The organism is Mangrovibacterium diazotrophicum (assembly GCF_003610535.1).
Classification (GTDB): Bacteria; Bacteroidota; Bacteroidia; order Bacteroidales; family Prolixibacteraceae; genus Mangrovibacterium; species Mangrovibacterium diazotrophicum.
The window spans coordinates 2,922,132-2,943,984 of record NZ_RAPN01000001.1 but is presented as its reverse complement, the minus strand read 5'-3'; the positions used below and the strand labels follow the sequence as shown (position 1 = coordinate 2,943,984).

Sequence of the window (21,853 nt, the reverse complement as noted above, 5' to 3'; positions counted from 1 at the left end):
TTTCAGATTCCAAGTTGCAGGTAGTTCGATTACTACAATCGCTATTCGTTAATCCTCAATCGTTAATCATTAATCATTAATTAACCTTCAATCAGTCATTCCATCTATCCTTTTCATCTTCTCTCCCTCTCACATTCTCCTCTTCTCAGCGCTCCGTGCTCCACGCCCTTAGTGTGTTACCCGAACCGGGTCTGGTTTAATAGCTTTGGAAAGCGGATTCTTCATGCAGCGCTTGTAGACGGCTTCTGTTTGTAAAGCAATCGTGTCCCAATTGTATTTTTTCAACAGCTGCTCATAATCCGGTTGTTGGTTAAGGGTAAGCCGCTTTTGAATCGATGCGGTCAGGGCCTGCCTGTTTCCGGTTTCGAAGAAGCAAGCCGGGTCGAGGGCGACTTCGAGGTTGGCCGGGATGTTCGACACCACCACATCCAACCCATAGGACAAGGCTTCCAGCAAGGCAATTGGTAAACCTTCATGGTAGGAAGGCATCACAAACAACCGGGCATGACTGAACAGCTGGTTTAGTTTTCCCCCTTTAACAAATCCGGTCAGGATGGCGCCGTACTTTTTCGCGTGTTTCTTGATTCCTTTGCTGTAGCAGGTTTCGTGATCTGAGTCGCCCGCAATCACCAGCTGAGGTTTGGGCTCCGGCAGCTGATCCCAGGCTTTGATCAGGTCGATAAAGCCTTTCTCCGGAACAAAGCGTCCCGCTGCAAACAGATAGTTGCCCGGTTGAATTCCCAGGGATTCCAGGTAATCGGTTCGGGGATGTTTAATTGGCGTATTCACCCCGTTAAAAACCAAATGGACATCCTGACGCTTATAATCCTCTTTAAGTGTTGTGCGGATCGGTTCCGAGATCGCAATCACCTGGTTGGAATAGCGGGTTCCTAAGTTCTCACCGGTTTTCAGGACCCGCTTGGCAAAGCGTCCCCATTTCTGGCGGTCATAGTCGGGCCCGTGGTTGGTCACCACAACCTTCAGGCCCAGCAAACGCGCTAAAGGAGCCATGATGCTTGGGCCGATGGCATGGATATGTACCAAATCCGGGTTCATCGTCCGTGCTTTTAGCACAGCAAGAAAGGTATGTACGAAGGCTTCAATCGCATTCGATTTTACAGTAGGTACGTCAACTAAACGAACCCCTTTATACGTGTTGCTTTGGCAATGATCGTCCACGTAAGCCTTGCGGCGGGCAATAACCACCTCGTGCCCCATCTTCACCAGGCGCGGGTAAAGCTCCTGGCAATGGGTTTCCACACCACCCTGGATACCTGGTATCCCGCGGGTGCCCGTGACAAAGATTTTCATGTTTTGTGAGTTTGGGTTAGGCTTCTCTCAGGGGTGGAGAGAAAAGGTTTTTGGGTTGTTTGTGTTTTGTTATAGCTGTTATTGGGAGCGGCAATCTGAGTTTGCTTCGGTCGTTCCTCCCTCGCAATGACGGAGGTGTTTTATAGAGGGGGTGTAGTTTTACCCCAATTGGGCATCGTCATTGCGAGCGAAACGCAGTGAAGTGCGGCAATCTGTCTCTGGCATCGTCATTGCGAATGAAGCTTAGCGGAATGAAGCAATCTGTTACCAGTATCCGCAGAGCTTGCTTCGTCCTTTCCGCCGACTGGCGGATCCTCCTTGCAATGACGAGGCCGTGTTGGAATCAATGGATTGCTTCGTTGTTTCTCCCCGCAAGGACGATCTAAGGAACCTTCGTCCGTCATTACCTGTCCGGCAGGCCAGACGGGCGAGTATCGAAAAGCAATCTTTGCGCTGACTTTGTTGTTCTTTATTCCTCTACCAGCGGCAGCTTGCGGTCGGGTTTAACGCCCGTGCCGTCGTTGTAAGGTTGAAGACGGTGAAAGTTCAGGTCTCCTTGCTTCGGATCCTGGCCCACATTGAACCAGGGGATTTGATCCGCGCAAATATGTTGGCCCATCAGGCTTTTCAGTTTATTTTTAGCCACCCAGGTCGCCGGGTGCTTAATGTATTTCTTCATCACCGGGGCGGCTGTACCCACCATCCAGCAGTTTTTGGGGCAGTTGGCCACCCGTTCGCGTACCTGGCGGGCTTTCTCGCCATACCAAATCTCCTCGAAGTTCTTCGCCTCGCGAATGTTGCCCATGCTTTGTTTCCAGATGCCGTCTTCCAGCCCGTTGCACGGATACACTTCACCGTAAGGTTCAATAAAAAAGTTTACCAGGCCCGCCTCGCAGGGGAGCATACGGCGCCCTCCGTTGATGTAGTTGATTAAACCCATGTTGAAGAATGCCCGGAACCAGCTTTTCGGACTGTTTTCTTTCAACAAGGCGTTGATCAGCTTTTCGAAATCGGCATTCACAGCCTCCTTGTTGCTAATCAGGTTGTCCTCCTTGTGAAAGTAGTACGAGTTGTGAAAAGCAGCGGTGGCAAATTCCAGTTTTAGCTCGCGCGACAGTTCGTAAAGGGGAATCAGGTCGCCGTGGTTCAGGTTCGAAACCGTCATTCCGAAACCAATGTCTTTTATGCCCATTTGGCTCAGTTCCTTTAGCAGGCCATAGCCACGCTCGAATCCGCCGATCCGGCCACGCAACGAGTCGTTGGTGCGTTCCAGCCCTTCAATACTGACTCGGAGACCAATGTTGGGATATTTCTCGGCCAGCTTCAAAATGCGGTCGTGATGCCAGCCCGAGGTGGAAATTACAATGCGCGGCGCCTTGCGGAACATCACTTCCACGATATCTTCCAGGTCTTCCCGCTGGAAAGGCTCGCCCCCGGTTAGGTTTACAAACTTAAAGTCGGGGAGCATCTCCAGCTCTTTGGCAGTGATCTCTTGTTTGACATCCGTGGGGTAACGCCAGATGTCGCACATCTTGCAGCGCATCTGGCATCGATAGGTCGTGATGATCGACACATCGGTCGGCATCGGTATGTTTTGATTCATATTTTGTTTTGGTTATTTTCTATTATCCGTCATTGCCTGTCCGGCTGGACAGACGGACGAGCCCGCTTCACCCGTCATTGCGACCGCGAGGCACGAAGCGGGAAGCAATCTGCCCCTTCCCCCGTCATTGCGATCCGGCTTTGCCGGAGAAGCAATCTGTCGCAAGTTGAGGAGAGTTTGCTTCGTAGTTCGTTCCTCACTCCTCGCAATGACGCGCCGGTGAACCTTCATCCGTCATCACGAGCGCCGCGAAGTGATCTGTCACTCCACCATCCCCGACAAATCGTTCCAGTCAGGGTTAAAGCCGTTAATTAACTCAAGTTTCTTTTGTCTGCTGCCACCTTTGATCTGTTTCTCCCGGGCAATTGCCTCTTCAATGCTGGTAAAACCTTCGAAGTACACCAGTTTGTAAACATTGTACCGACTGGTGAAAGCATTCTTGTAAAAGCTGGTACGGTGCTCGTATAAGCGTTTCGTAAGGTTACTGGTTACACCGGTATATAGCACTGTGTGATTCTTGTTGGTTAAAATATAGATGTATCCACCTCGTGTCATGGTCTCTGTATTATGCGGCATTGCGATACCCGTCATTGCTGTCACCCGTCATTGCGATCCCGCTTCACCCGTCATTGCGACCGCGAGGCACGAAGCGGGAAGCAATCTGTCGCAAATCGAAGAGAGATTGCTTCGTCCTCCTACGTCGTCCTCGCAATGACGAGGGCGTGTTTGAATAAACGGATTGCTTCGATCGTCGTACCTCCTCCCTCGCAATGACGCGCTGAGGCTGCTTCCTCCGTCATTGCGAGCGAAACGTGGAGCGCGGCAATCTACTGCCGGTACAACGCCATCAATTCCTGAAAGTATTTCTCTGCCGAAAACTTCTCAACTTTATCAGGAAATTTTAGTTTTTGCGCAGGGACCTATGATATTTTTTCTAAGTATTGCTCAGCTACAGCATCCCAACTGTATTGCTTCTCAATTAGTCTCCGACCATTTTCGGAATGAAGTGCATGGTTTTCTTTGTTTAAAATTTCTTCTTCAACGAGCGTTGAAAAATCCTTCTCATCCTGATATTTAAGAATACCATTATTGTTCTTGCCGGGAATTTCGAGTTTGATATTGGCATTCATTATAACAGGAACTCCAGCTGATAACGCTTCTAAAATAACAAGGCTAAATGCTTCTGATTTACTGGAGAACATATATGCCGATGAAAGGCTATAATACTTATTGAGCTCTTCTCCCGGAGCTAGTTCGCCCAGATAGATAACTTGATCATTGAGCTTGTTTTTTGCAGTATAATCGGCCAGAATCTGATTATATTCTGGATCAATAATGCCCCCGGCATAAGCAAATACACAATCCGAATTTGATTTTAATAGCGGTAACAAAAGTTCCAAACTCCCGAGTTGATTTTTTCGCTCGCATACTGAACCAGCTTGGAAAAAGACTGTCTTGCCTGTTATTCCTAATACTGCTTTTTTAGCATTATTCTCGTTTTCATCAAGAGGTTTATATACTTCGGTGTTTACACCATTGGGAACCAAGATAATTTTTGAATGATCAATGCCTAATTCTTTTATTAGATGGTTTCTTGTGATTTCATTCAGTACGAAAACCTGGTCTGCGTTTTTAATGCTATAGACCTCCTGGAAGTATTTTCGCTTGATGGTATTTTCAATCGCCGCCCATTCTCCAAACCAGATATAGCTATGCACTGTGTAAATAATGTTCGCTTTACGTCTTAATTGTTTAGGTGTCAGCTTTAAAAAGAAAAACAGGTTATATTGATTGTGGAAGTGAAAAGTGCATCGATCCTCTTTTTTTAAAATACGCTTTAATTTTAGAGCTAATGATACGGAGTAGAACACCCGTTTTAATTTATGTACAATCCCCAGTTTCGTATCTGTTGAGCTGAAGAACTGAGGCATATATGCTTCTTTAATTGGCAATTCGTTTGATCCTCGGTTCTTATCTTGAATATCAACGATAATAACATCTTTATTTTTTTTTACCATTGATTTTGTCAACTCTTCGACAACGATTTCAGTTGCTGCACCAATCCGGGCAGGTATCGACGTATATCCTGTTCCTATTTCAAAAATTTTCATACGATTTAATTGTGTCCTTGTAGATAGTCATTAATTCATTGTAATGCGTGGCCGGGTTAAAATGCTGTTCTGCAAAATCCCGGGCATTCACTGACATTTTTGCATAATCATTCGGCAAAACATTTTGAGCTTGCTTTAGTGCTGCACATAACGAATCTGCATTTCCTGGTTCAAAATAGAAGCCTGTCTCATTTTCCAGAATAATTTCGGGAATACCTCCTATTTTAGATCCGATTACTGGCTTACCATGGGCATATGATTCAATCACCGTTAACGGATTATTCTCTTCCCATTCTGAAGGGACGATGACATAAGAGGAATTTCTAAGTTCATTAAAAAGGGTATCGCCACTTAAAAAACCCAGGAATTCAACATTCTTTGGCGATGTTGTTTTTAGTTCTTCTAATAAGGGGCCGGTTCCTGCAACTTTCAATTTTAACTCCGGAAACTGTTTCATCACATTAATTAGAGTGACAACCCCTTTTTCCTTTGTGATTCGCCCATAGTAAAACAGGTATTCTCCTTGTTGTTTATTAATCGCGCATTTCAAAAGAGAAGGGACGAAATTGTATAGGACGGTTCCTTTCGTTTCGAAAAATGAGTGTCTTCGTTTATGAAGGTAATGATAGGCATCACTGACAAATATATACCGATCGATATACTGATCATATTTGAATACGAAATCTTTGTGGAACATCTCCGCTGCGCACATGATGCTATTTGTCAAATTATCCTGATAACATTTATGGACTGCACAATTTGAATAGAACAAGTTTCTACAGTTATCACATAATTTACCCCTTAAATTGAAATAGGACGAGGGACAGATAAAGCGCGTATCATGTAATGTAATAACAACAGGAATGCGATGTTTCTTTAAGACCGGCAAAATGGACAATGAGATCCCGTTGAATAAATTGTGGATATGAGCTATGTCTGGTTTTTGCTCTTGAATGATCTTTCCAAGTTGACGAGCGGCGTCTTTATTGCTAAAAAAGCGGGGGATATTCAGTAGCTTTTTAATGCCTCTTAGTTCTCTTATCTCCGGAGCATTTATGAAATACTTAGAGTAAGAGGAATATTTGTTTTTAGGATGCTTTATTGAGAAAGGTATAACATCATGGCCTTGTTCTCCCAGTAAAGCGGAGGTATTAAAGAATACACTGTCAGCGCCTCCTTTGATATGGAAGTATTTATTTATCTGTAGAACTTTCATAGACATTATTCTCTAGTTTTCTAAGGTATTCTTGAGCTAATTGGTTCCAGGAAAACCTTTTAAGGATATAATCTTTTCTTTGTTGTTTACTTTCCTTAGAATTAAAGATTGAATTCAGATAATGATTAATAGTTTCCGACCAAAGAGCTATTTTCAATGGGGCAGTAGCACCCAGAAATTCTTCGGTTAAAATATCAATCGGCCCAGCAGTTGGAGATGATACAACAGGAATACCGTTATACAATGCTTCCATAACTACCATTCCATAGATTTCGTAATGTGAGGGCAGTAAAAATAAATCACAGGCTTGGTAGATCGAGCCAATTTGTTCGTTGGGCACACTTTCGATCCAGTAAACATTTCGTTCAAGTGCTAGCTCTTTAATTTCACGTTCTATCGTTCGTTTATCCGGTCCTTTACCAACAATTACGAAACCGATGTTTTTGTTTTTTTTAGAAATTAGTACTTTAAGTGATTGCAGTACTAGGTTTACTTCTCTGCGGGGCTCTAACACGCCAACATACAACAACAGGTGGTCGAATCGATCTTTGAACTCGTTTAGACTTTCTAGCCTCTCAAAAGGGTCCGTTTTGTCCTTGATATCTAATCCAATTGGTTGTATTTGTACGTCACGGTAAGTTTTGTTTTCCAAATAGGCTTTTGCTGCATTTGTTTTAGCATATACAAAGTCGGCGTTCCGTTGGGTTGTTCTTTTAAAAAGAAAATCTAATGTCTTTTGGTAGATTACTCCAAGTCCGGTATAGTTTTCGTACATCCCTTGGTAAAGCACCGTTTTAATACCTGCTTTTTTAGCGGCCTTTAGAATAATTGCAGTCATTAATTGCGAGTCCTCGTGTACCTGTATCAAATCATATTGCCCCTTGAGCATTTGCGTTATAAGTCCTCGGTAATAGCTAATTTGTTTAAAGGCAATTCCCTTTATCGGTATTAACAAAAGTGTCGAATTTGAATTTTGAAAGTGAATTGTAGGTTGCGAAATTCCGATGAAACTTGAATATAGATCAACTGAATGCCCCTGTTGAACAAGGCCTTTACCTAAGCCTATCTCTTGAATATTGTATTTGTTTGGATTCAGTGCACCATTGGCTGTACGGACAATGGCTATTCTCATGAAAAGATTGTTTTAGTTATTCTCTCAAGCTCAAGTTTGTTTGACTTGGCTGTTTCCTTTGTACTAGACAATAGTCGTTCTCTGTTTTCGATGACATTTTGAAGTAATTGTGTTAACTCAGGGGTTTTATAGTTAAAGTCAAATAAGAGTTGCCCTAACTGTGAATCTTCAAATATTCCTTTAATCTTTAGGTGATTTTGGAGATCAGTAAATGCGATAGGAAGTCCTCCGAATTTATAAGCTAGAAGCAATACGTGAAGGCGGTTTGAAATTACCAAGTTCGCGTCAGTATAGTAATTTGAAGCATTGTCGAGCGTGATGAATTCTTCTACTAATTCAGATTGAAATCCGTTCTCAGACAAATGCGATTTTATTTCTCCCATAAATTTAAGATCAGCATTCACTTGATGTGTCAGAATAAATGAGCTGTTCGGCAACAATTTATTTATAAGTTCGCATAAACTAATGATGGCAGCTGAAAGCCGCTTTTTGTATTCGACTTGTTTGTCTTTCGTACCTGCATATTCTCTAAAGCTTAGTATAATCTTGTTATGGTTAATTTTTGTTTGTTTAACGCCAATATTATATGCCCACGATAGGTCTGGTGCTAGTTTCACTTTTTTCACCCCTGCCTTTTGACAATTTTTTAGTGATATTGAATCTCTCACATAATAATGATTAAAGCTTTTGCTTAATAATACTTCAGAAAGTTCAGCAGGTTTTCCTGCAAACTGCATGGACATTCCTAAGCGAATTAGTTTTACCCCAAACAATCGTAGCCCTGTACAATATACAGTAGCAACTATATTTTTTATTGCCGATTTAATTCCTTTTACCGAGTGCGCACCAATACCCGTGACGAAAAAGACTCTTTTTTTTCGAAAACAATACTGTAAAGCGGATCGCCACAAACTAGAACTGAAAGTAAGTTTGGAAATACTGCTCAAGCGTTCAGAATCTTGGATTTTGATGCGTTCAAGAAATAACCTTGGAGTTTTGGTTGAATCATCTATTACTACTTGTCCGTGATTCCTTAATAGCTCTAGTAAGCTTTTGTAGATCAAAACTTCTCCGGTGTTGTCAAAATCAGCAGTTGTTTTATAGTAAATTAAATTATCCTTCATGATGTTATTTCCAGTATTTGAACAATATTAATTGCTTGAGTCCTCTTAGTGCTTTTTCTTTGAGAATCACCTGTCGGGGAGGCATCAAATAATTTTTTGCGATATAGCTAAATCCTTTTTGTGAATATTCTAGCATGATTAGGTCACGGCTTTGGGGTTTTTTTACGGGAGATTTTAGTCGACCCAATCCTTTTAATAGATTAACCATAGAAGACTTTTCAACTGTTATATTGTTTAAATCTTCTATTATTTTACAACCTTTATCAGTGTTAACTATAATAGCGCTAACTCCTTTCCCTGTTTTTATACTTGGGTGTGATTTCCTTACTAGCCAATAGTCAGCCAAGGTTATATCTCCCTCTCTGTTAATAGTTGCGAATTGGCAATTATAACAGGATGGACGTAATGTTAGATTCTTCCAAAAACCATAAAAATAGGGTAGGGCCAATGGTTCCATTCTCCATGTCTTATTGTCGCTAACTAATCTTAAATCATATCCCCATCCGGTTCTTTTTTTGTCTCTAAAGCTTATGTTGTTGATCTTTTGATCGAATAGGGAGAGTTGGTCCTGGAACATTTTAGAACTAGGTACACCGTGACATACTAAGTCTGAAGTAATAAGATTGTCTGGATTGTTCGTGAATTTTTTTATGGCGCTGACTTGGCACGGGGTCCCTGTAAAATAAACAAGCTTCCCAGCTTTTAGGTCAGCTTTTATGGTCTTAAAGGTTGGGCTAATATCACTTTGTATATACTTTGATCCCCTTATTTTGGGTAGTTCTTCTTTAGTTGTTATTTTGATATGAACGACGCTCATATCATTTGCATAAGCAGCGCCATATACTAACCCGTTATTTGATAGAACTGTTGTTGCTATTTCCGAGAAAATACCACCTGATGAACTATCTAATCGGTTTTGTGTATTGTTTGACCAAGCGTAGTATACTTCTTGCCCTTCTTGTAATTCGGGCGGTTCATTGACCAGAGGGCACACTTTTGCACACTTCCCACAAAGAATACATTTATTTTTGTCTACAGCAGGGTAGATAAATCCTTCTGAGTCTCTTGTTATGGAAATAGAATCAGTTCCACACGCATTTACGCATGCCATGCAGCCATAACACTCTTCTTTCTTCAGGGTGTTTAAGAATGAAGGCGTACTTGAAATATTCATATTCCGGTATATTTTGCGTAGAATAAATTGAATTGTTTGATCAACAGGCTTTGTTCGTCTTTTCCCAATCCAATAAAATAGATTGATGTTATTGATGTTAATGAAGAAATAACGAACGCTACTGTAATTGCCAGGTATTGGTTAAGCTCGGAGATGCTTTTATAAAATCCGATAATGATTATAGTTGCTGTAATAACTGGGAGGAGTGTATATCTAAATGTTTTCTTTAAAAAATCTACTATAGGAAAGTGACTCAACTTATTTAAGTACTGGATTCGAAAACAAAAGACTATTATTTCAATAGCTATGGAAATATATAAGATCGAACTTACCCCGTAGCCTGCTTTAAGAGTAAAATAGCCAAGCGGGAGTGTCATTAAATAAATGAAACTCGATATGATTTGATATTTCTTGATATTACCAATAGAATTAATGGCTGTATGAATACCACTGGTCAGTTGATAAATTAAAGCTTGAATAATGATGAGACGTGCTAACTCTAATGTATATTTTGGCACGTCTTTTAACCAGATGTCCAGGATATTGGGTAATTGCCAATATATAGGAATGGACACAAAACTTAAAATAAAGAAGGAAAACTTCGTTGATTGCAGGGCTAATTCCAGCATTTTAACCCGGTCGCCACTGCCTTCAGCTTTAATAATTTGTGGGTTGAGCGTCATCATTAGGCTGCTGGCAAAAAAACGGAGTTGACCGTTTATCTGCAAAACCAAGGCATAAGCAGCATTGATGAGGACACCAAAAAAAAGGTTAAGTACAACCCCAATGCCCTGTGTTCTGACCAAGTCGCTTATTGCACCGAAGGAACTGTACCCAGTGAAGAAAAATATTTCTTTCATTAAGCCTTTATTTCCTCGAAAGACAAATTTATAACTCAGGTTTTTGTATTTGTGTTTGCAATAGAGTTGCAGAGCCATTCGTGATAACGTAAAAGTAACTGTTAAACCTGCTGCATAAACGATTAATTGATTGCTCTGAATAAATATCAGGAGCAAAGCAACAGCAAATTTTCCAATAGCGTCAAGAGTATAGAGAATCGCAATGACATGGATATCTTCATGCGATGAGATGAGGGCAGAATAAGGTATGGATGTAATTGAAAAAGCAATGTCGAAAATTAGAAACTGAAAAATGATTAAAGCTAATTCCGTGCTATTAGGTGGGATATCCAGTTTATAGTAGATGAGGTAAATTCCGACTACCTCAAGTGCAACGATCAAGCTAATTGATAATACTAAATGTAATACTTTGGATGAGTTGAAAACTTCCTGGAGCCTTTTGTTGTCTTCAGCTCCCAATGCCAGAGATAAATACCTTTGATTGCTGGTTGAAAGAGAACTTCGGAAAAAGCCTAACATCGCTGTAATACCTGCAATCAAATTGTAGAGTCCAAAATCTTCAGCCCCTAATTGTTCCAGTACAATTCGCGTTCCAACAAAGGTCGTAACCATCGATACAACCATCTTCCCATACATAAAGCCAGTATTAACAACAGACTTTTTTAGATTTCCACTCATTTTAGGTATTAAAGGATAGGACGAATTAGCTTCGAGAATTTTTATTTATAAAGTAGAACACTCTTATTCAAAATATTTAAACGGCAGATATTTTTGACCGCTTCGTGGTGCATATCATTCATCGATAAACCTAGTAGCAGCATAGTAAAAAGTCCTCTGTTTTGAGTAAAAGTAGAATCAGCAATCGATTCAATGAATAGAAATAGTAGGATAAGGAAAGATATGGTAATTAACTGCGTAGCCACAGGCGATTTAATAGAGCTGTATATGCGAATCTTTTTGAATAATCTCACCCAGAAAGTAAAGAAAAGAATGGTGCCAAGAAATCCAAATTGAGCTAAAGAAGGGAAGAAAGTATCACTTATAAACGACCGCTTGTCAGGGGTAAGACCGAAAACACTTGACAAATCATATTGATCGTACAACGGAGAATAATCTACAGCAGATGCATGAGTCGCGAATGTTCCCAGGCCGCTTCCGAGAGGGAAGTAGTCTGACAAGATTTTAATGGATGTCATGTACAACGCAGGGCGTGCATAAATCTCTCCGTTCTGGCTTCCTTCAACAAAATAGTATGAAAGCTTAGAGTAAGCAACTACAATAATTGATGCTACAATCACGATTGAAGCAATTGTATTTTTTAAGTTTATTTTTAATTCGATGCGGTTTCTGAGTAACAATGTCGCGATTGCAGCAACAAAGAATCCGAAAAATTTAGAGCGGAAGGAGAATAATCCAATACTGAGAATTAGGATAGCACTTAGGATTTGCTTGAACGAAAACGTAGAACAAGCATACAGGTAAAGTACACTTGTGATCGTAATTGTTGTAGCATATCTGGAAGGATGTCCGAAGAACGATTTAATAGTATTATCAAACGTTCCTGTTCCTAACCCAAAGAGCGTAATACTTCCAATATAAATTGTTGAAAATACGGCCGTTGTGCGGATTATTTTTTTGTCGTTATCTGCTAAGCTAAAATCCGTTAGATATATGCAATAGAATGCTAAAAAAGGTTTTAGTTGTATGACGAAATCCGAAAAAATTGCTTTATGAGTATTTGACTTTATCGCTAAAGAATAGCATAAATACGAGATAAAAATAAGAATCACGATAGCAACCTCAGTCAGATCTTTTCTCTTTTTAACCCTGTTGGTTAGCAGGTTGTAGCAAGTGTTGGTTACTAAAACCAGCAATAGGATTTCATCAGTATAGTCAAAACCGATGAAATCGTAGAGTAGAACACCGAGTATGTAGCATATAAGCAGGTAGTATAGATAGAATTTATTATTGGGTTTCATTTTTGTTGATCTGCTAGTGGCTTTTTCTGTATTTGCGGCAAGGTTTCCCCGCTTCGCCAACGGCGATGGATAGGGTGTTTTAATACGTGTTGCGGGTTAGGCGTTTTGCGCTTGAGCCTCAAGTGTCAAGCTTTAAGTTGTTGGCATCCGGTTGCAAAAGTTGGCCGTTTTCAGTTTAGCCTTTTGCCCTTTGGGTTATGCCTTCTTCTCTGGTTTATTTTGTCTGCAGCGCTTGCAATCGCTGTTGCCGGTTTTATAATTGCCTTTGCCGGCTTTGCACAAGGGTTCGGCAGTTTTGCAACGGCATCGTGTTCGTTTGCATCGCGTATTGCACGCTTTGCAAGAGCATCGTGTTCGTTTGCGGAAATGTTCGGTTGTTTTGCCGAAGCATCCTGGTACGTTGCATCCCGCTTTGGATGAGTTTCGGGAGCAAGTTATTATTTTGCAAAAGCGCTATGTACGTTTGCAGAAGCATTCGGTTGCCTTGCAAGAGCCAGAGGATGTTTGCAGCAAGGCGCCGGAAAACCTCAGCCTGTTGGTATTGTGTACCTCTAAGCTGAGGTTTATAAATTCATTCGTATCCCGTCATTGCGAACGGAGTGAAGCAATTTGTTGCTTATAGCGGTAAAGATTTGCCGCGTCCTCGCCCGTCTGTCCAGCGGGGCAGGCAATGACGGTTTCAGAGAGGCTCTTTACTCGGCTGCTTCGGCGTTAATACCCGATTCGTCGTTTTCGTCGGGTTGCGGCTCGGCAGCTTTCGGGCGTCTGATCTGCTTCAGCAAATGGCTAAACGTGTAATCCTTTGTTTTGGCCGGGTTGTTGTTTTTATACAGCGCCTTACCCGTTTTGCAAATCAGGTTCATTTGTTCGAACAGGGCATTCAGCTCGCCCATGTTGTCCTGCACCAGTTCGGCTCGTCGCGAGACCAGTTCGTAACGCTTTTGTACAGCCGTTGAAAGTTCGGACGAGATGGCCTGGAGCCGGGCTTCAAACTCATCGCTCATTCCCTGTTCATTCAAGGGCGTTTTGTAGCGGGCCACGTTATTCATGACCAACTTTAGAGCCTGCATTACACCTTCGGTTTCATGTTGGTGTATCTTTCGGCGGCAAGGAAGAATTCCGAAATCGCTTGCGGATAGTGGAATACTCTTGCCGGCCATGTCCAGGTATGCCTGTAATCGGTTCAGCTGGTCGGCGAGTTCGCTTTGCAAGTTATAAATCTGCTCGGTAAGCAGTTTCACCTGCAAGGTCTCCTCGCGCGGTGTAACCAATTCGGTAACAGCATCAATGGCCGAGCGAAAATCGCTCACGTAGGTTTCACTGTACTTCGGCGAAAACTGGCTGAAGTCGGCCAGGTCGCGGTTCAGACTGTCGGCTACGAAGCCGCAAATCACAGGTAACTCTTCATTCCTGCAATTAAACTTTCGATTTGTATCTCCATTCATTTTTTAAAGGTTAATTGATGGGTTTATACATAATTTAGAATTCCATGGTATAGAACCAATGTTGGGAATAAAATTACGTTTAATTCAAATCGAAGGCAATCTGTTTTACAATACGTTAAGAGTTGTTGAATTGTTGAATAAAGTTGAATTGTTACGTGTAGCGTATTTCAGTTTTTCGGTTTGTTCACAGCATTTTTTGTCTAATATCCGGTGATCTGTCGTCAATCTTCGCGTCTATTTCTCGGGTTTAATTGTTAATTGTACATCGTTAATTTTACTCTTGGCTCCGCGCCCTTTGCCCTTTGCCCAATCTTCAATCGTTAATCCCGAATCGTTAATCGCTAATCCCTTTTTGGGAACGATGTGCTTCGAGCGACCTTGCGGGGCAGGGGATGTTTGTTGAAACTACAAATATTTCACCGCTCCGCGGTTTTAATGGATAATGGTAGATCGTTTTCTACAATAATGTCAACCGCCCTGCGGTTTTATTTGTCAATGGTAAATTGTATATAGTAAATGCCCTGTGTTTTCTCCGCGTTCTTTAATTGTCAATCGTCAATGGTAGATTGTGAATTTTTACTCTTGGCTCTCTGCCCCATGCACTTTGCCTTCTTCCAAATCTTCAATCATTAATCCCGAATCGTTAATCGCTAATCCCTTTTTGGGAACGATGTGCTTCGAGCGACCTTGCGGGGCAGGGGATGTTTGTTGAAACTACAAATATTTCACCGCTCCGCGGTTTTAATGGTTAATGGTAGATCGTTTTCTACAATAGTGTCAACCGCCCTGCGGTTTTATTTGTCAATGGTAAATTGTAGATAGTAAATGCCCTGTGTTTTTTCCGCGTACTCTGCGATTTTTAAGTGTCAATCGTCAATGGTAGGTTGTGAATTTTTACTTTTGGCTCTGCGCTCTTTGCCCTCTGCCCAATCGCTAATCCCTCTTTTTGGGCCGTTGTGCTTCGAGCAACCTTTGGGGGGATTGGGGGGCGCTCTCTATCCTACGGCGTTGCCGCAGGCTGTTGCTGTTGCCCCGTTGGGGCATAGTCGCTTACGACTCATGACTCGTTACTGCTAACTGTAACCGGTGTTGAAACTTTCCCTAAATTGTCAATTGTAAATGGCTAATTAGTCAATCCATCAATCCATCGGTCCTTCATTCCCTCATTCCTTCAATCACCATCTCTTGGTCAGCGTAACGCCGCCGCCAACCGAATTGTACAGCAGGTCTCCCTGGTCAATGGCAAATTGCAGTCCCAGTTCGAACCCATTACGCAGTGGTTTGCGGGTTTCCACGAGGGCAGAGAATTGGTTTATCTCTGGAAAGTAAGGCGGATCGTGATAAACGATTCTGTCTCCCAATGATCGCTCGGCAGGGCTGGTGGAGTAGGTTCCCCAGTTCACCGAGTAGGTTAAAAGCGCCCGACATTGCCAGTCATAGACGCTGAAGTCGGCACCTCCGTGAAAGGCCATCAATCGGTTGTTCGGGTAATACTGGTAGCTTTTCGCCGGGTAACCTTCTTGAATGTATTTTTTGGTTGTAAACAAAGGATTCCCCAAGTTCTCACCTTGGTAGGACCATCCTTCGTAATATAAAAAGTTGTTATAATAATCTTCTGCGCCCGACGGACGTGGTTTTGAATCGACTTCACCTCCCTGGCTTTTTGAGTACAGAAATTCAACGAGAAACTTTTGCCATTGCCAGCTACTTTCTTTTGGGCTTTTATTTTTTAAGCTAATTCCCCAGAGGCCGTCTTTGGCGTTCGACAACTTGGCAAGCCCGCCAATGTCGTAGAAAAACTGGTGGTAGCCGGTAAACAATACGGATTTCATGTCCCATTCCATGGCTTGGTCAATAGATCCCAGATGATTACCCACTTTTGATTCGGGGATGCTTGAAGTGCCGTAAGCTTTACCAAGAAAAACGTATTTGTATGTTTCAAAGTTTGACAGGCCCCAACTGGGGTAGATTTGCTTTTCGTTTCCCCAGGTCACCTGGTGATTCAGACCGGCATAAAACTTGACTTTCCAACTTGGTTTGCCTAATCTCCCATAGATGGACTTTTGATGCAGGTAGGTTTCCAGCCTTAGATTACCGTCGTCATCGTTAATCGTGTATGTTCCCATCCATCCGTGCACCAAGCTCCATTTCAACGCAAACACACCATTTGTTAGTGGAACATCCCAATAATCGGGAAATCCGATTTGTATTTGCGGAATGCCCAGCGCATTACCGGATACCGAAAACGCACCGCTGGAGAGGGTGCTGTCGACCAGTCCAGTGGTTTCGCGGAAGCGTCCTGCTTTCAATTGAAAGACTCCCAGTCGACCTTTGGTGTATCCTTCAATTAGAATTAGTTCGCTGTTTGAAGCAGCATTGAATCGCGCTTCGACGCCTGCTCCCCAAGCAAATAGCTGGTTTGGAGTATTGTCATATTCTTTGTGTGCTCCGGCAATTATTGATGCCGATAAACCATCAGCGGGAATACTGCCAAAGCGACGACTACGCATCCAAAAGGGAACGGTTCCGTCGGTGGTGGCAAATAAGCCGGCTGTCATAAACGCACCGTAGGTATTCTCTTCGGATATTGGTGCGATGGATTGTGAATGGGCGGTTGTTACTGCAGGAACAGGTTTTTCTAATCCACCTGGTAGTATGTTTTGGCGTTCGTTGCCAGCGGAAAGTGCAACCAGGTTTTGATTGTAATTATGAAGAATCGGGTTGCTAGTGGTGTCTGCCGGAACCTGGGCTTGTAGATTTAAACAAAGAATTAATCCAATGATCGTGTTTTGCGTCTTCATACCTCTCTTAATGAGTTTGTTGTTCGTTTTGTACTCTTTCATCAGGTGTCTTAAAGGCGCGGACTGGTTTTCATCCCAAGTTCTGAATAATCATCGGAACAGTCAGCTGTATATTCGTTAATTTATTATTATTTAAAAATCGATAATTTCGCGATTAGCATTGTATGCCGGTGATTAGTGATACTCGGTGATCGTGATGTAATACTACATCAGATTAGTGAGTTTTACTTTTTAAATCATTGTGGCTTGTTTGCGAGCAATGTCAGCGTTTGTTCTCCTGACTTTTGTCAAATCAGTTTTATTCAAATTGTATTTTATGGGCAAAGGTCAATTCTATCATTAACTGTTCCGCTAACTTTGATCTGCGTGCTTTTTCTATTTTTTTGCAGACGGCATTGGGGTGTCCTCGGTGAATCGTTCAATTTGGTTAACTCCCAGTTCGGCAAGTACTAAACAGCCAAGTGCTTTTATTCGAATAAGAATTCGTTTTTTTCCGCGCAACTCGGTCACCTCTCCAATAACATCTTTTAATGGTCCCTCGTTGATTTGCACCAACTGACCTTTTTGGATATGTTCGTTCGTGACTTCGATGTCTTTGCCTCCATCGCGAAGGAATATTTTCAGGTCTTCAATTTGATAGTCGGGGATGACCGCTGGTTTTTGGTCGAAAGCTACAAAACTAATAACCCCGGGGATGACAAGTACATCGTAATAGCTCCGAATATTGATGCGAACAAACAAGTAACCACGGATGAGCGGTTCTTCCACCTCTTTCTTTCTGTCACTCCATTGACGGGTCTCCGTTCGCAGTGGTAAATAACACTCTATTTCCTTTCGGAGTAAAGCCTCCAAGACCTTTCGCTCGTGGCGGGCTTTTACATAAATCGCATACCAGTTTACATTCTTTTTCACGTTTCACAAGTTTTAACCGAACTCTGCAAATTATCCGCAACGCTTTTATTTAAAAGTTCGAATGAGAGTCAATTATGTTCCGGATTGACCGCAATAGCTCGCTAGTTCAGTTAAGGCATCGCCTAAAAATAAACTATTTTAGGGCAATGGTCTTTTAAATCAACTCAACGTGTTTTTATCCCGGCCAATGGAAGGACAAAAACAACTGTATTTTGCAGCTGCATTTTTTGCAGTCAGAAGCTTTAGTTGCCGATATATGAAGTGACATATGCCGGCAGTTTAGAACGTTAGTTTTTTGTCTTATCTGTTCTGTGTTTTCGTTGGAATTCGGTACATGAAAAACATGTTTTCTATTTATTTTCTGGTGGTATTGAGGTGTTTTCTTTGAGCTTTAAAAATGGCTACGCCACCTCAGTTACCCGTTGTATGTTCCTGAAAAACAAATTGTATTGGATAAGACCTCCTGTTTATCGCAATCGTATTTCGATGCTAAAATTACAAGAAAGTTTATTGACATTTGTTAAGAAAAAAGAAAGTTGTATGAAGCAATGTAAAATCTCCTTTTACCCCCTTTTTTCGCTTGACGAACGAACAATTTGGGCGCCTGTTGGAAGCCTTATTTGCTACTCGCTTGGCTCGGTTCAAGGAATCCGGTCTGTTATCATAGCGGATAATTGAACCCGAGTCGGTAGGCGTTTTTCCCTTTTTCTTGCAATTTCTTAAGAACAATAGTGCCGTATTAACACCCTCCTCGCGTAACTTTTGCTACGTAAAGTCGGAGATGACGGCAGTTCTCACACCATATCGACAAAGATCGTTTTTTCTGTTAAGTTGGTAATTGAGTTTATGTATCTTTTGTTCGTAATAATAGCTGTATTTCTTTCTCAATTGGTCGTTAAGTTAGATGAATTGCGGGAAAGGGGATCTCGACCGTACTTTAATTTAGAATTGTTTAAAATATTAACATATGTTGGCTTGTTGTTGAACTAATTCCTAAATTTTAGTAATTGGATAATTTTAGGAACGAGGAGGAAGCTAAACTTTATGTTAGCAGGTTTTCTGAAGTAGGCACTCTGATGAGCTATCATAAATTTTAAGTTGATTTCGTTTTTTTTTTACAGTAAGACTGAAGGCAACTATTCTTGGAGTTTTAATATTGAAGATATTATTTTTGCTGTTTCGCTCGCCTGGATTAGGACTTTGGTAGGTAACGAAGTTAAAACAGATTTCAGTCGCTATTTGCGGCTATTCCTTTCTAGTAGGAACTATATCAAGCAGTTAAAAAGCATGCTGTTTGATAAAAATCATTAAAAAAGTGCAATAAAGCCCGTAAAAAATAGTTAGTATTGCGGCTGAAAGGCGATAATTAGAGAGTGGAATCTTTACTGCGGTTGAAAGGGAAGCTGCATTGCATTATTTGAGGGAGGGATGTACAGCAACTTAATCATTTGAAAGTTGTTGAATATGGAATGTAATGTGTAATCTAGTAATGGAAAAGCTATGTACGGACTTAGGTATTTAATTGAAAGAGTTTATGGATTAAAGGGGTATCTAATGCTTCTTCATTTTTTCTGGAGCATTGGATGGTCTGGAACGCTTGCAGCCGGGGGATTGTATGAAATAAATCTGGCGGATACGACGGTAAGTCGGGAAATCCGAATTATTAGTTCTTCAACGAATAGTCTTGCTGAGCAAAACGCATTTATACAATCGTCGCTTACAGCGGAAGATCCATCATTGGTCTTTGCTGGTTATAGTGCTGTCGGAGATGCGACACCCGAACCGGTTGAGAATAACGCATGGTTGGCTGTTGAAGCCGGCACTATTTTTGGTGTAGAGGTCGAAGAATTGGATTTTCTGGTCGGAAACGGGACCGGATTTGATGTGAAGTCGATCGAGGCAGTGTCGAAAGGTGTGGTTGTGATACCTGATGCGTTGAGTACTTCCTTATCGGCGAGATCACACGACTACAAAAGTGATAGCTTCGGATTAATTTCGACGAGTGGTTCGGTAACCAATTATAGCTTTTCTGTCATTCCTGGGCAGCAACGTGATTCGATTTCAGTAATTGATGAAGGCAACGAGAACTACTCGGTTGTTAGTTCAGGGACTTCGGCGTTGCTGTCGGCAGCTTTTGAAAAATCAGGTACATCAACAGATCCTGATCGGAGTGAATTTACGGTGTTGAATCAACGTGCTGGAAATAATGTCAAAGTCATCAACCAAACTTATATAGCTTCTGTCGTGCCCGAGGTTTCCGATAGTTTGATAGATTTTGGGATGGAAGGAACCTATTTTGTGAGCTCTTCGGAAGGGCATGATTCGAATGACGGCTTGTCTCCTGATCGCCCCAAGAAGACAATCGCTGCAGCGGTTGCATTGATGCCAGAAGCAGGGGAAAAGGTTTCGTTAAAGGCTGGAGATATATTTGAAGAGACTTTAAACGTCCCGCTTAGTGGTAGTGTCGGTAGTCCGGTCGTTTACGGTGCGTATGGTATAGGGGAGAAGCCTGTTATATCGGGGGCGAGCGATATAACAGGGTGGGAGAGCTATAAAGGATCGATTTATCGAGCGAAAGTTGGAACAGATGTGGGGCAAGTATTTGTGGATAGTGAGCCGTTGGAAATTTCCAGATATCCGCGTGAAGGATACCTTACAATTAGTAGCGTACAAACAACCACTGAAATAACAAGTAACGAAATAAACACTGGGATTGATTATGCTGGTTCAAAATTGCTGTTCAAGCCTAATAGTTGGTCATTGATGACTGTTGATGTTTTAAGTTCCAGTGGTGGTGATTTGACGACAACGGCACCAACTTCTTATGCATATAAGCAGAATTGGGGATTTTTTATGCTTAATAATGCTTCGTTTATGACCTATCCCGGTTGTTGGTACTATAATTCATCTGATGGGTATTTATATGTTTGGCTAAGCGATAGTTCTTCACCCTCTAAAAGGAAGGTGGCTGTGTCTGTTCGAAATACATTAGAGTTGGGGACACGTAAGGCAATAACGATTGAAAACCTCAATTTAAATGCTTCAGCAGGGCATGGAATTGATAGTTCACCCAATGGTGGTGGATATATTACGATTAAAAATTGCGAGATAAATTACTCTTGTAAAGGCGGAATCTTTCTGAATAGTCAAAATGATTATTCAGAAATTGTTAATAACCAAATAACTAATAGCAAATGGGACGGGATCCGCACGATATATTGTGATAACTTGGATATTAGTTATAATCGCATTGAAAATTCCGGGTTATTATACTCCCTATCAACTACAGGTACCCGAGGACAGCAAAGTGGTAACGGTATTTCAGCAAGTTACTCTACACCTGGGACTTCCCATATACACCATAATTATGTGGAAAAGGCCGGGTATTGTGGAATGGTTGTCAATGGGCTTATCGAGTATAATGTAACTAGGAATGTTTGCTTGACAATTGATGATGGGGGAGGGATTTATTCGCAGGCTAATGGTAGTATAATTCGCTACAATATTATTGAGAATGCCTTTGGAACGACGGAAGGAGAGGCTGGTGCTGGCACAACACTTGCTAACGGAATTTATTTCGATGATAACATGGATCGTGGTTTAGCGGAAAATAATTTCATCGTTAGATGTGTGCAAGATGGGATTGTTTTTCACAATACAACGAATTGCATGATGAAAAATAATTATGTTGTGCAATGTTACCATGGCTTAAAGTGTGATTCTGACGGAAAAAACGGAAACTCAGCAATTGGGAACACTGTTGTCGAGTTAAATACATATTTGACAGATTACAACACCTACGGTAGTTTGGTTAATATCAGGAACAGATCGACAGTTAGCGAATGGGATGCAAACACATACTATACTCCATACAATACGAAGCCATTTGTTTCTGCGAGTTTGGATCCGATATACTCAGAATTTCCAACTTGGCGGTCTAATTCGGGCTTAGATGCGAATTCTGAAATTTATGAAATTAGCAAAGGCGAGGAGGAAATATATTACAATGAAACACCTGAAATTAAGACAGTTATTTTGACTGGCACTTATTATAATTTGAAGGGAGAGCAAATTTCGAATGTTATTTTATCGCCTTACACTGGAGTGGTTGTCGTAAAAGCCAAGTGATATTGGAGTAACGCCGCAAATTATGCCCGAAAAACACTAAAGCAGATGGGAGGCGGT

General features: G+C 41.6%; 14 protein-coding genes. 1 reads left to right on the top strand and 13 read right to left on the bottom strand.

What is annotated here, in order from left to right; translation table 11 throughout:
• Positions 1-168: 168 nt before the first annotated feature.
• From BC643_RS11610 to BC643_RS11545, 13 genes are all read right to left on the bottom strand, one after another.
• Positions 169-1,311 carry a glycosyltransferase family 4 protein gene (locus BC643_RS11610; protein ID WP_120273245.1) on the bottom strand — a complete coding sequence of 381 codons (1,143 nt, stop codon included), beginning with the start codon at positions 1,309-1,311 and terminating at the stop codon, positions 169-171.
• Between the two features lie 469 nt (positions 1,312-1,780).
• Positions 1,781-2,914, bottom strand: coding sequence for a radical SAM protein (locus BC643_RS11605; RefSeq protein ID WP_120273244.1), 1,134 nt, complete (start codon positions 2,912-2,914; stop codon positions 1,781-1,783).
• 261 nt (positions 2,915-3,175) lie between these two features.
• Complete coding sequence (locus BC643_RS11600) at positions 3,176-3,469, bottom strand: GIY-YIG nuclease family protein (RefSeq protein ID WP_120273243.1); 294 nt, start codon at positions 3,467-3,469, stop codon at positions 3,176-3,178.
• A 365-nt stretch (positions 3,470-3,834) separates the two neighbouring features.
• Complete coding sequence (locus BC643_RS11595) at positions 3,835-5,025, bottom strand: glycosyltransferase family 4 protein (RefSeq protein WP_120273242.1); 1,191 nt, start codon at positions 5,023-5,025, stop codon at positions 3,835-3,837.
• Complete coding sequence (locus BC643_RS11590) at positions 5,012-6,241, bottom strand: glycosyltransferase (RefSeq protein ID WP_170154529.1); 1,230 nt, start codon at positions 6,239-6,241, stop codon at positions 5,012-5,014. The genes BC643_RS11595 and BC643_RS11590 overlap by 14 nt, the downstream gene beginning before the upstream one ends.
• Positions 6,219-7,373, bottom strand: a complete 1,155-nt coding sequence (locus BC643_RS11585; RefSeq protein ID WP_120273240.1) for a glycosyltransferase family 4 protein — start codon at positions 7,371-7,373, stop codon at positions 6,219-6,221. The genes BC643_RS11590 and BC643_RS11585 overlap by 23 nt, the downstream gene beginning before the upstream one ends.
• On the bottom strand, positions 7,370-8,497 hold the full coding sequence (locus tag BC643_RS11580; RefSeq protein WP_120273239.1) for a polysaccharide pyruvyl transferase family protein: 1,128 nt from the start codon (positions 8,495-8,497) through the stop codon (positions 7,370-7,372). Before BC643_RS11580 ends, BC643_RS11585 begins: the two co-directional genes overlap by 4 nt.
• Before the next feature lie 4 nt (positions 8,498-8,501).
• Complete coding sequence (locus BC643_RS11575) at positions 8,502-9,671, bottom strand: Coenzyme F420 hydrogenase/dehydrogenase, beta subunit C-terminal domain (protein ID WP_120273238.1); 1,170 nt, start codon at positions 9,669-9,671, stop codon at positions 8,502-8,504.
• Complete coding sequence (locus BC643_RS11570) at positions 9,668-11,209, bottom strand: lipopolysaccharide biosynthesis protein (protein WP_120273237.1); 1,542 nt, start codon at positions 11,207-11,209, stop codon at positions 9,668-9,670. The genes BC643_RS11575 and BC643_RS11570 overlap by 4 nt, the downstream gene beginning before the upstream one ends.
• A gap of 41 nt (positions 11,210-11,250) precedes the next feature.
• Entirely contained in the window at positions 11,251-12,510 is a 1,260-nt protein-coding gene (locus BC643_RS11565; RefSeq protein WP_147377203.1) for a hypothetical protein, read from the bottom strand.
• 692 nt (positions 12,511-13,202) lie between these two features.
• Positions 13,203-13,955 carry a hypothetical protein gene (locus BC643_RS11555; protein WP_120273234.1) on the bottom strand — a complete coding sequence of 251 codons (753 nt, stop codon included), beginning with the start codon at positions 13,953-13,955 and terminating at the stop codon, positions 13,203-13,205.
• A gap of 1,175 nt (positions 13,956-15,130) precedes the next feature.
• A complete protein-coding gene (locus tag BC643_RS11550) occupies positions 15,131-16,798 on the bottom strand; it encodes a capsule assembly Wzi family protein (RefSeq protein WP_120273233.1) in 1,668 nt (555 codons plus the stop codon).
• Between the two features lie 333 nt (positions 16,799-17,131).
• The gene (locus tag BC643_RS11545; RefSeq protein WP_120273232.1) at positions 17,132-17,668 is read right to left on the bottom strand and encodes a UpxY family transcription antiterminator; all 537 of its coding nucleotides are present in this window, start codon (positions 17,666-17,668) and stop codon (positions 17,132-17,134) included.
• A 1,500-nt stretch (positions 17,669-19,168) separates the two neighbouring features.
• On the opposite strand from BC643_RS11545, the gene BC643_RS11530 reads away from it, so the two are divergent.
• A complete protein-coding gene (locus BC643_RS11530) occupies positions 19,169-21,796 on the top strand; it encodes a right-handed parallel beta-helix repeat-containing protein (RefSeq protein WP_120273229.1) in 2,628 nt (875 codons plus the stop codon).
• Positions 21,797-21,853 lie beyond the last annotated feature (57 nt).

Bases quoted from the DNA above. Each gene is read 5' to 3' on its own strand.
- BC643_RS11600 (WP_120273243.1), bottom strand. From the start codon at position 3,469: ATGACACGAGGTGGATACATCTATATTTTAACCAACAAGAATCACACA.
- BC643_RS11555 (WP_120273234.1), bottom strand. From the start codon at position 13,955: ATGAATGGAGATACAAATCGAAAGTTTAATTGCAGGAATGAAGAGTTA.
- BC643_RS11570 (WP_120273237.1), bottom strand. From the start codon at position 11,209: ATGAGTGGAAATCTAAAAAAGTCTGTTGTTAATACTGGCTTTATGTAT.
- BC643_RS11565 (WP_147377203.1), bottom strand. From the start codon at position 12,510: ATGAAACCCAATAATAAATTCTATCTATACTACCTGCTTATATGCTAC.
- BC643_RS11530 (WP_120273229.1), top strand. From the start codon at position 19,169: ATGTACGGACTTAGGTATTTAATTGAAAGAGTTTATGGATTAAAGGGG.
- BC643_RS11595 (WP_120273242.1), bottom strand. From the start codon at position 5,025: ATGAAAATTTTTGAAATAGGAACAGGATATACGTCGATACCTGCCCGG.
- BC643_RS11605 (WP_120273244.1), bottom strand. From the start codon at position 2,914: ATGAATCAAAACATACCGATGCCGACCGATGTGTCGATCATCACGACC.
- BC643_RS11590 (WP_170154529.1), bottom strand. From the start codon at position 6,241: ATGAAAGTTCTACAGATAAATAAATACTTCCATATCAAAGGAGGCGCT.
- BC643_RS11575 (WP_120273238.1), bottom strand. From the start codon at position 9,671: ATGAATATTTCAAGTACGCCTTCATTCTTAAACACCCTGAAGAAAGAA.
- BC643_RS11585 (WP_120273240.1), bottom strand. From the start codon at position 7,373: ATGAGAATAGCCATTGTCCGTACAGCCAATGGTGCACTGAATCCAAAC.
- BC643_RS11580 (WP_120273239.1), bottom strand. From the start codon at position 8,497: ATGAAGGATAATTTAATTTACTATAAAACAACTGCTGATTTTGACAAC.
- BC643_RS11610 (WP_120273245.1), bottom strand. From the start codon at position 1,311: ATGAAAATCTTTGTCACGGGCACCCGCGGGATACCAGGTATCCAGGGT.
- BC643_RS11550 (WP_120273233.1), bottom strand. From the start codon at position 16,798: ATGAAAGAGTACAAAACGAACAACAAACTCATTAAGAGAGGTATGAAG.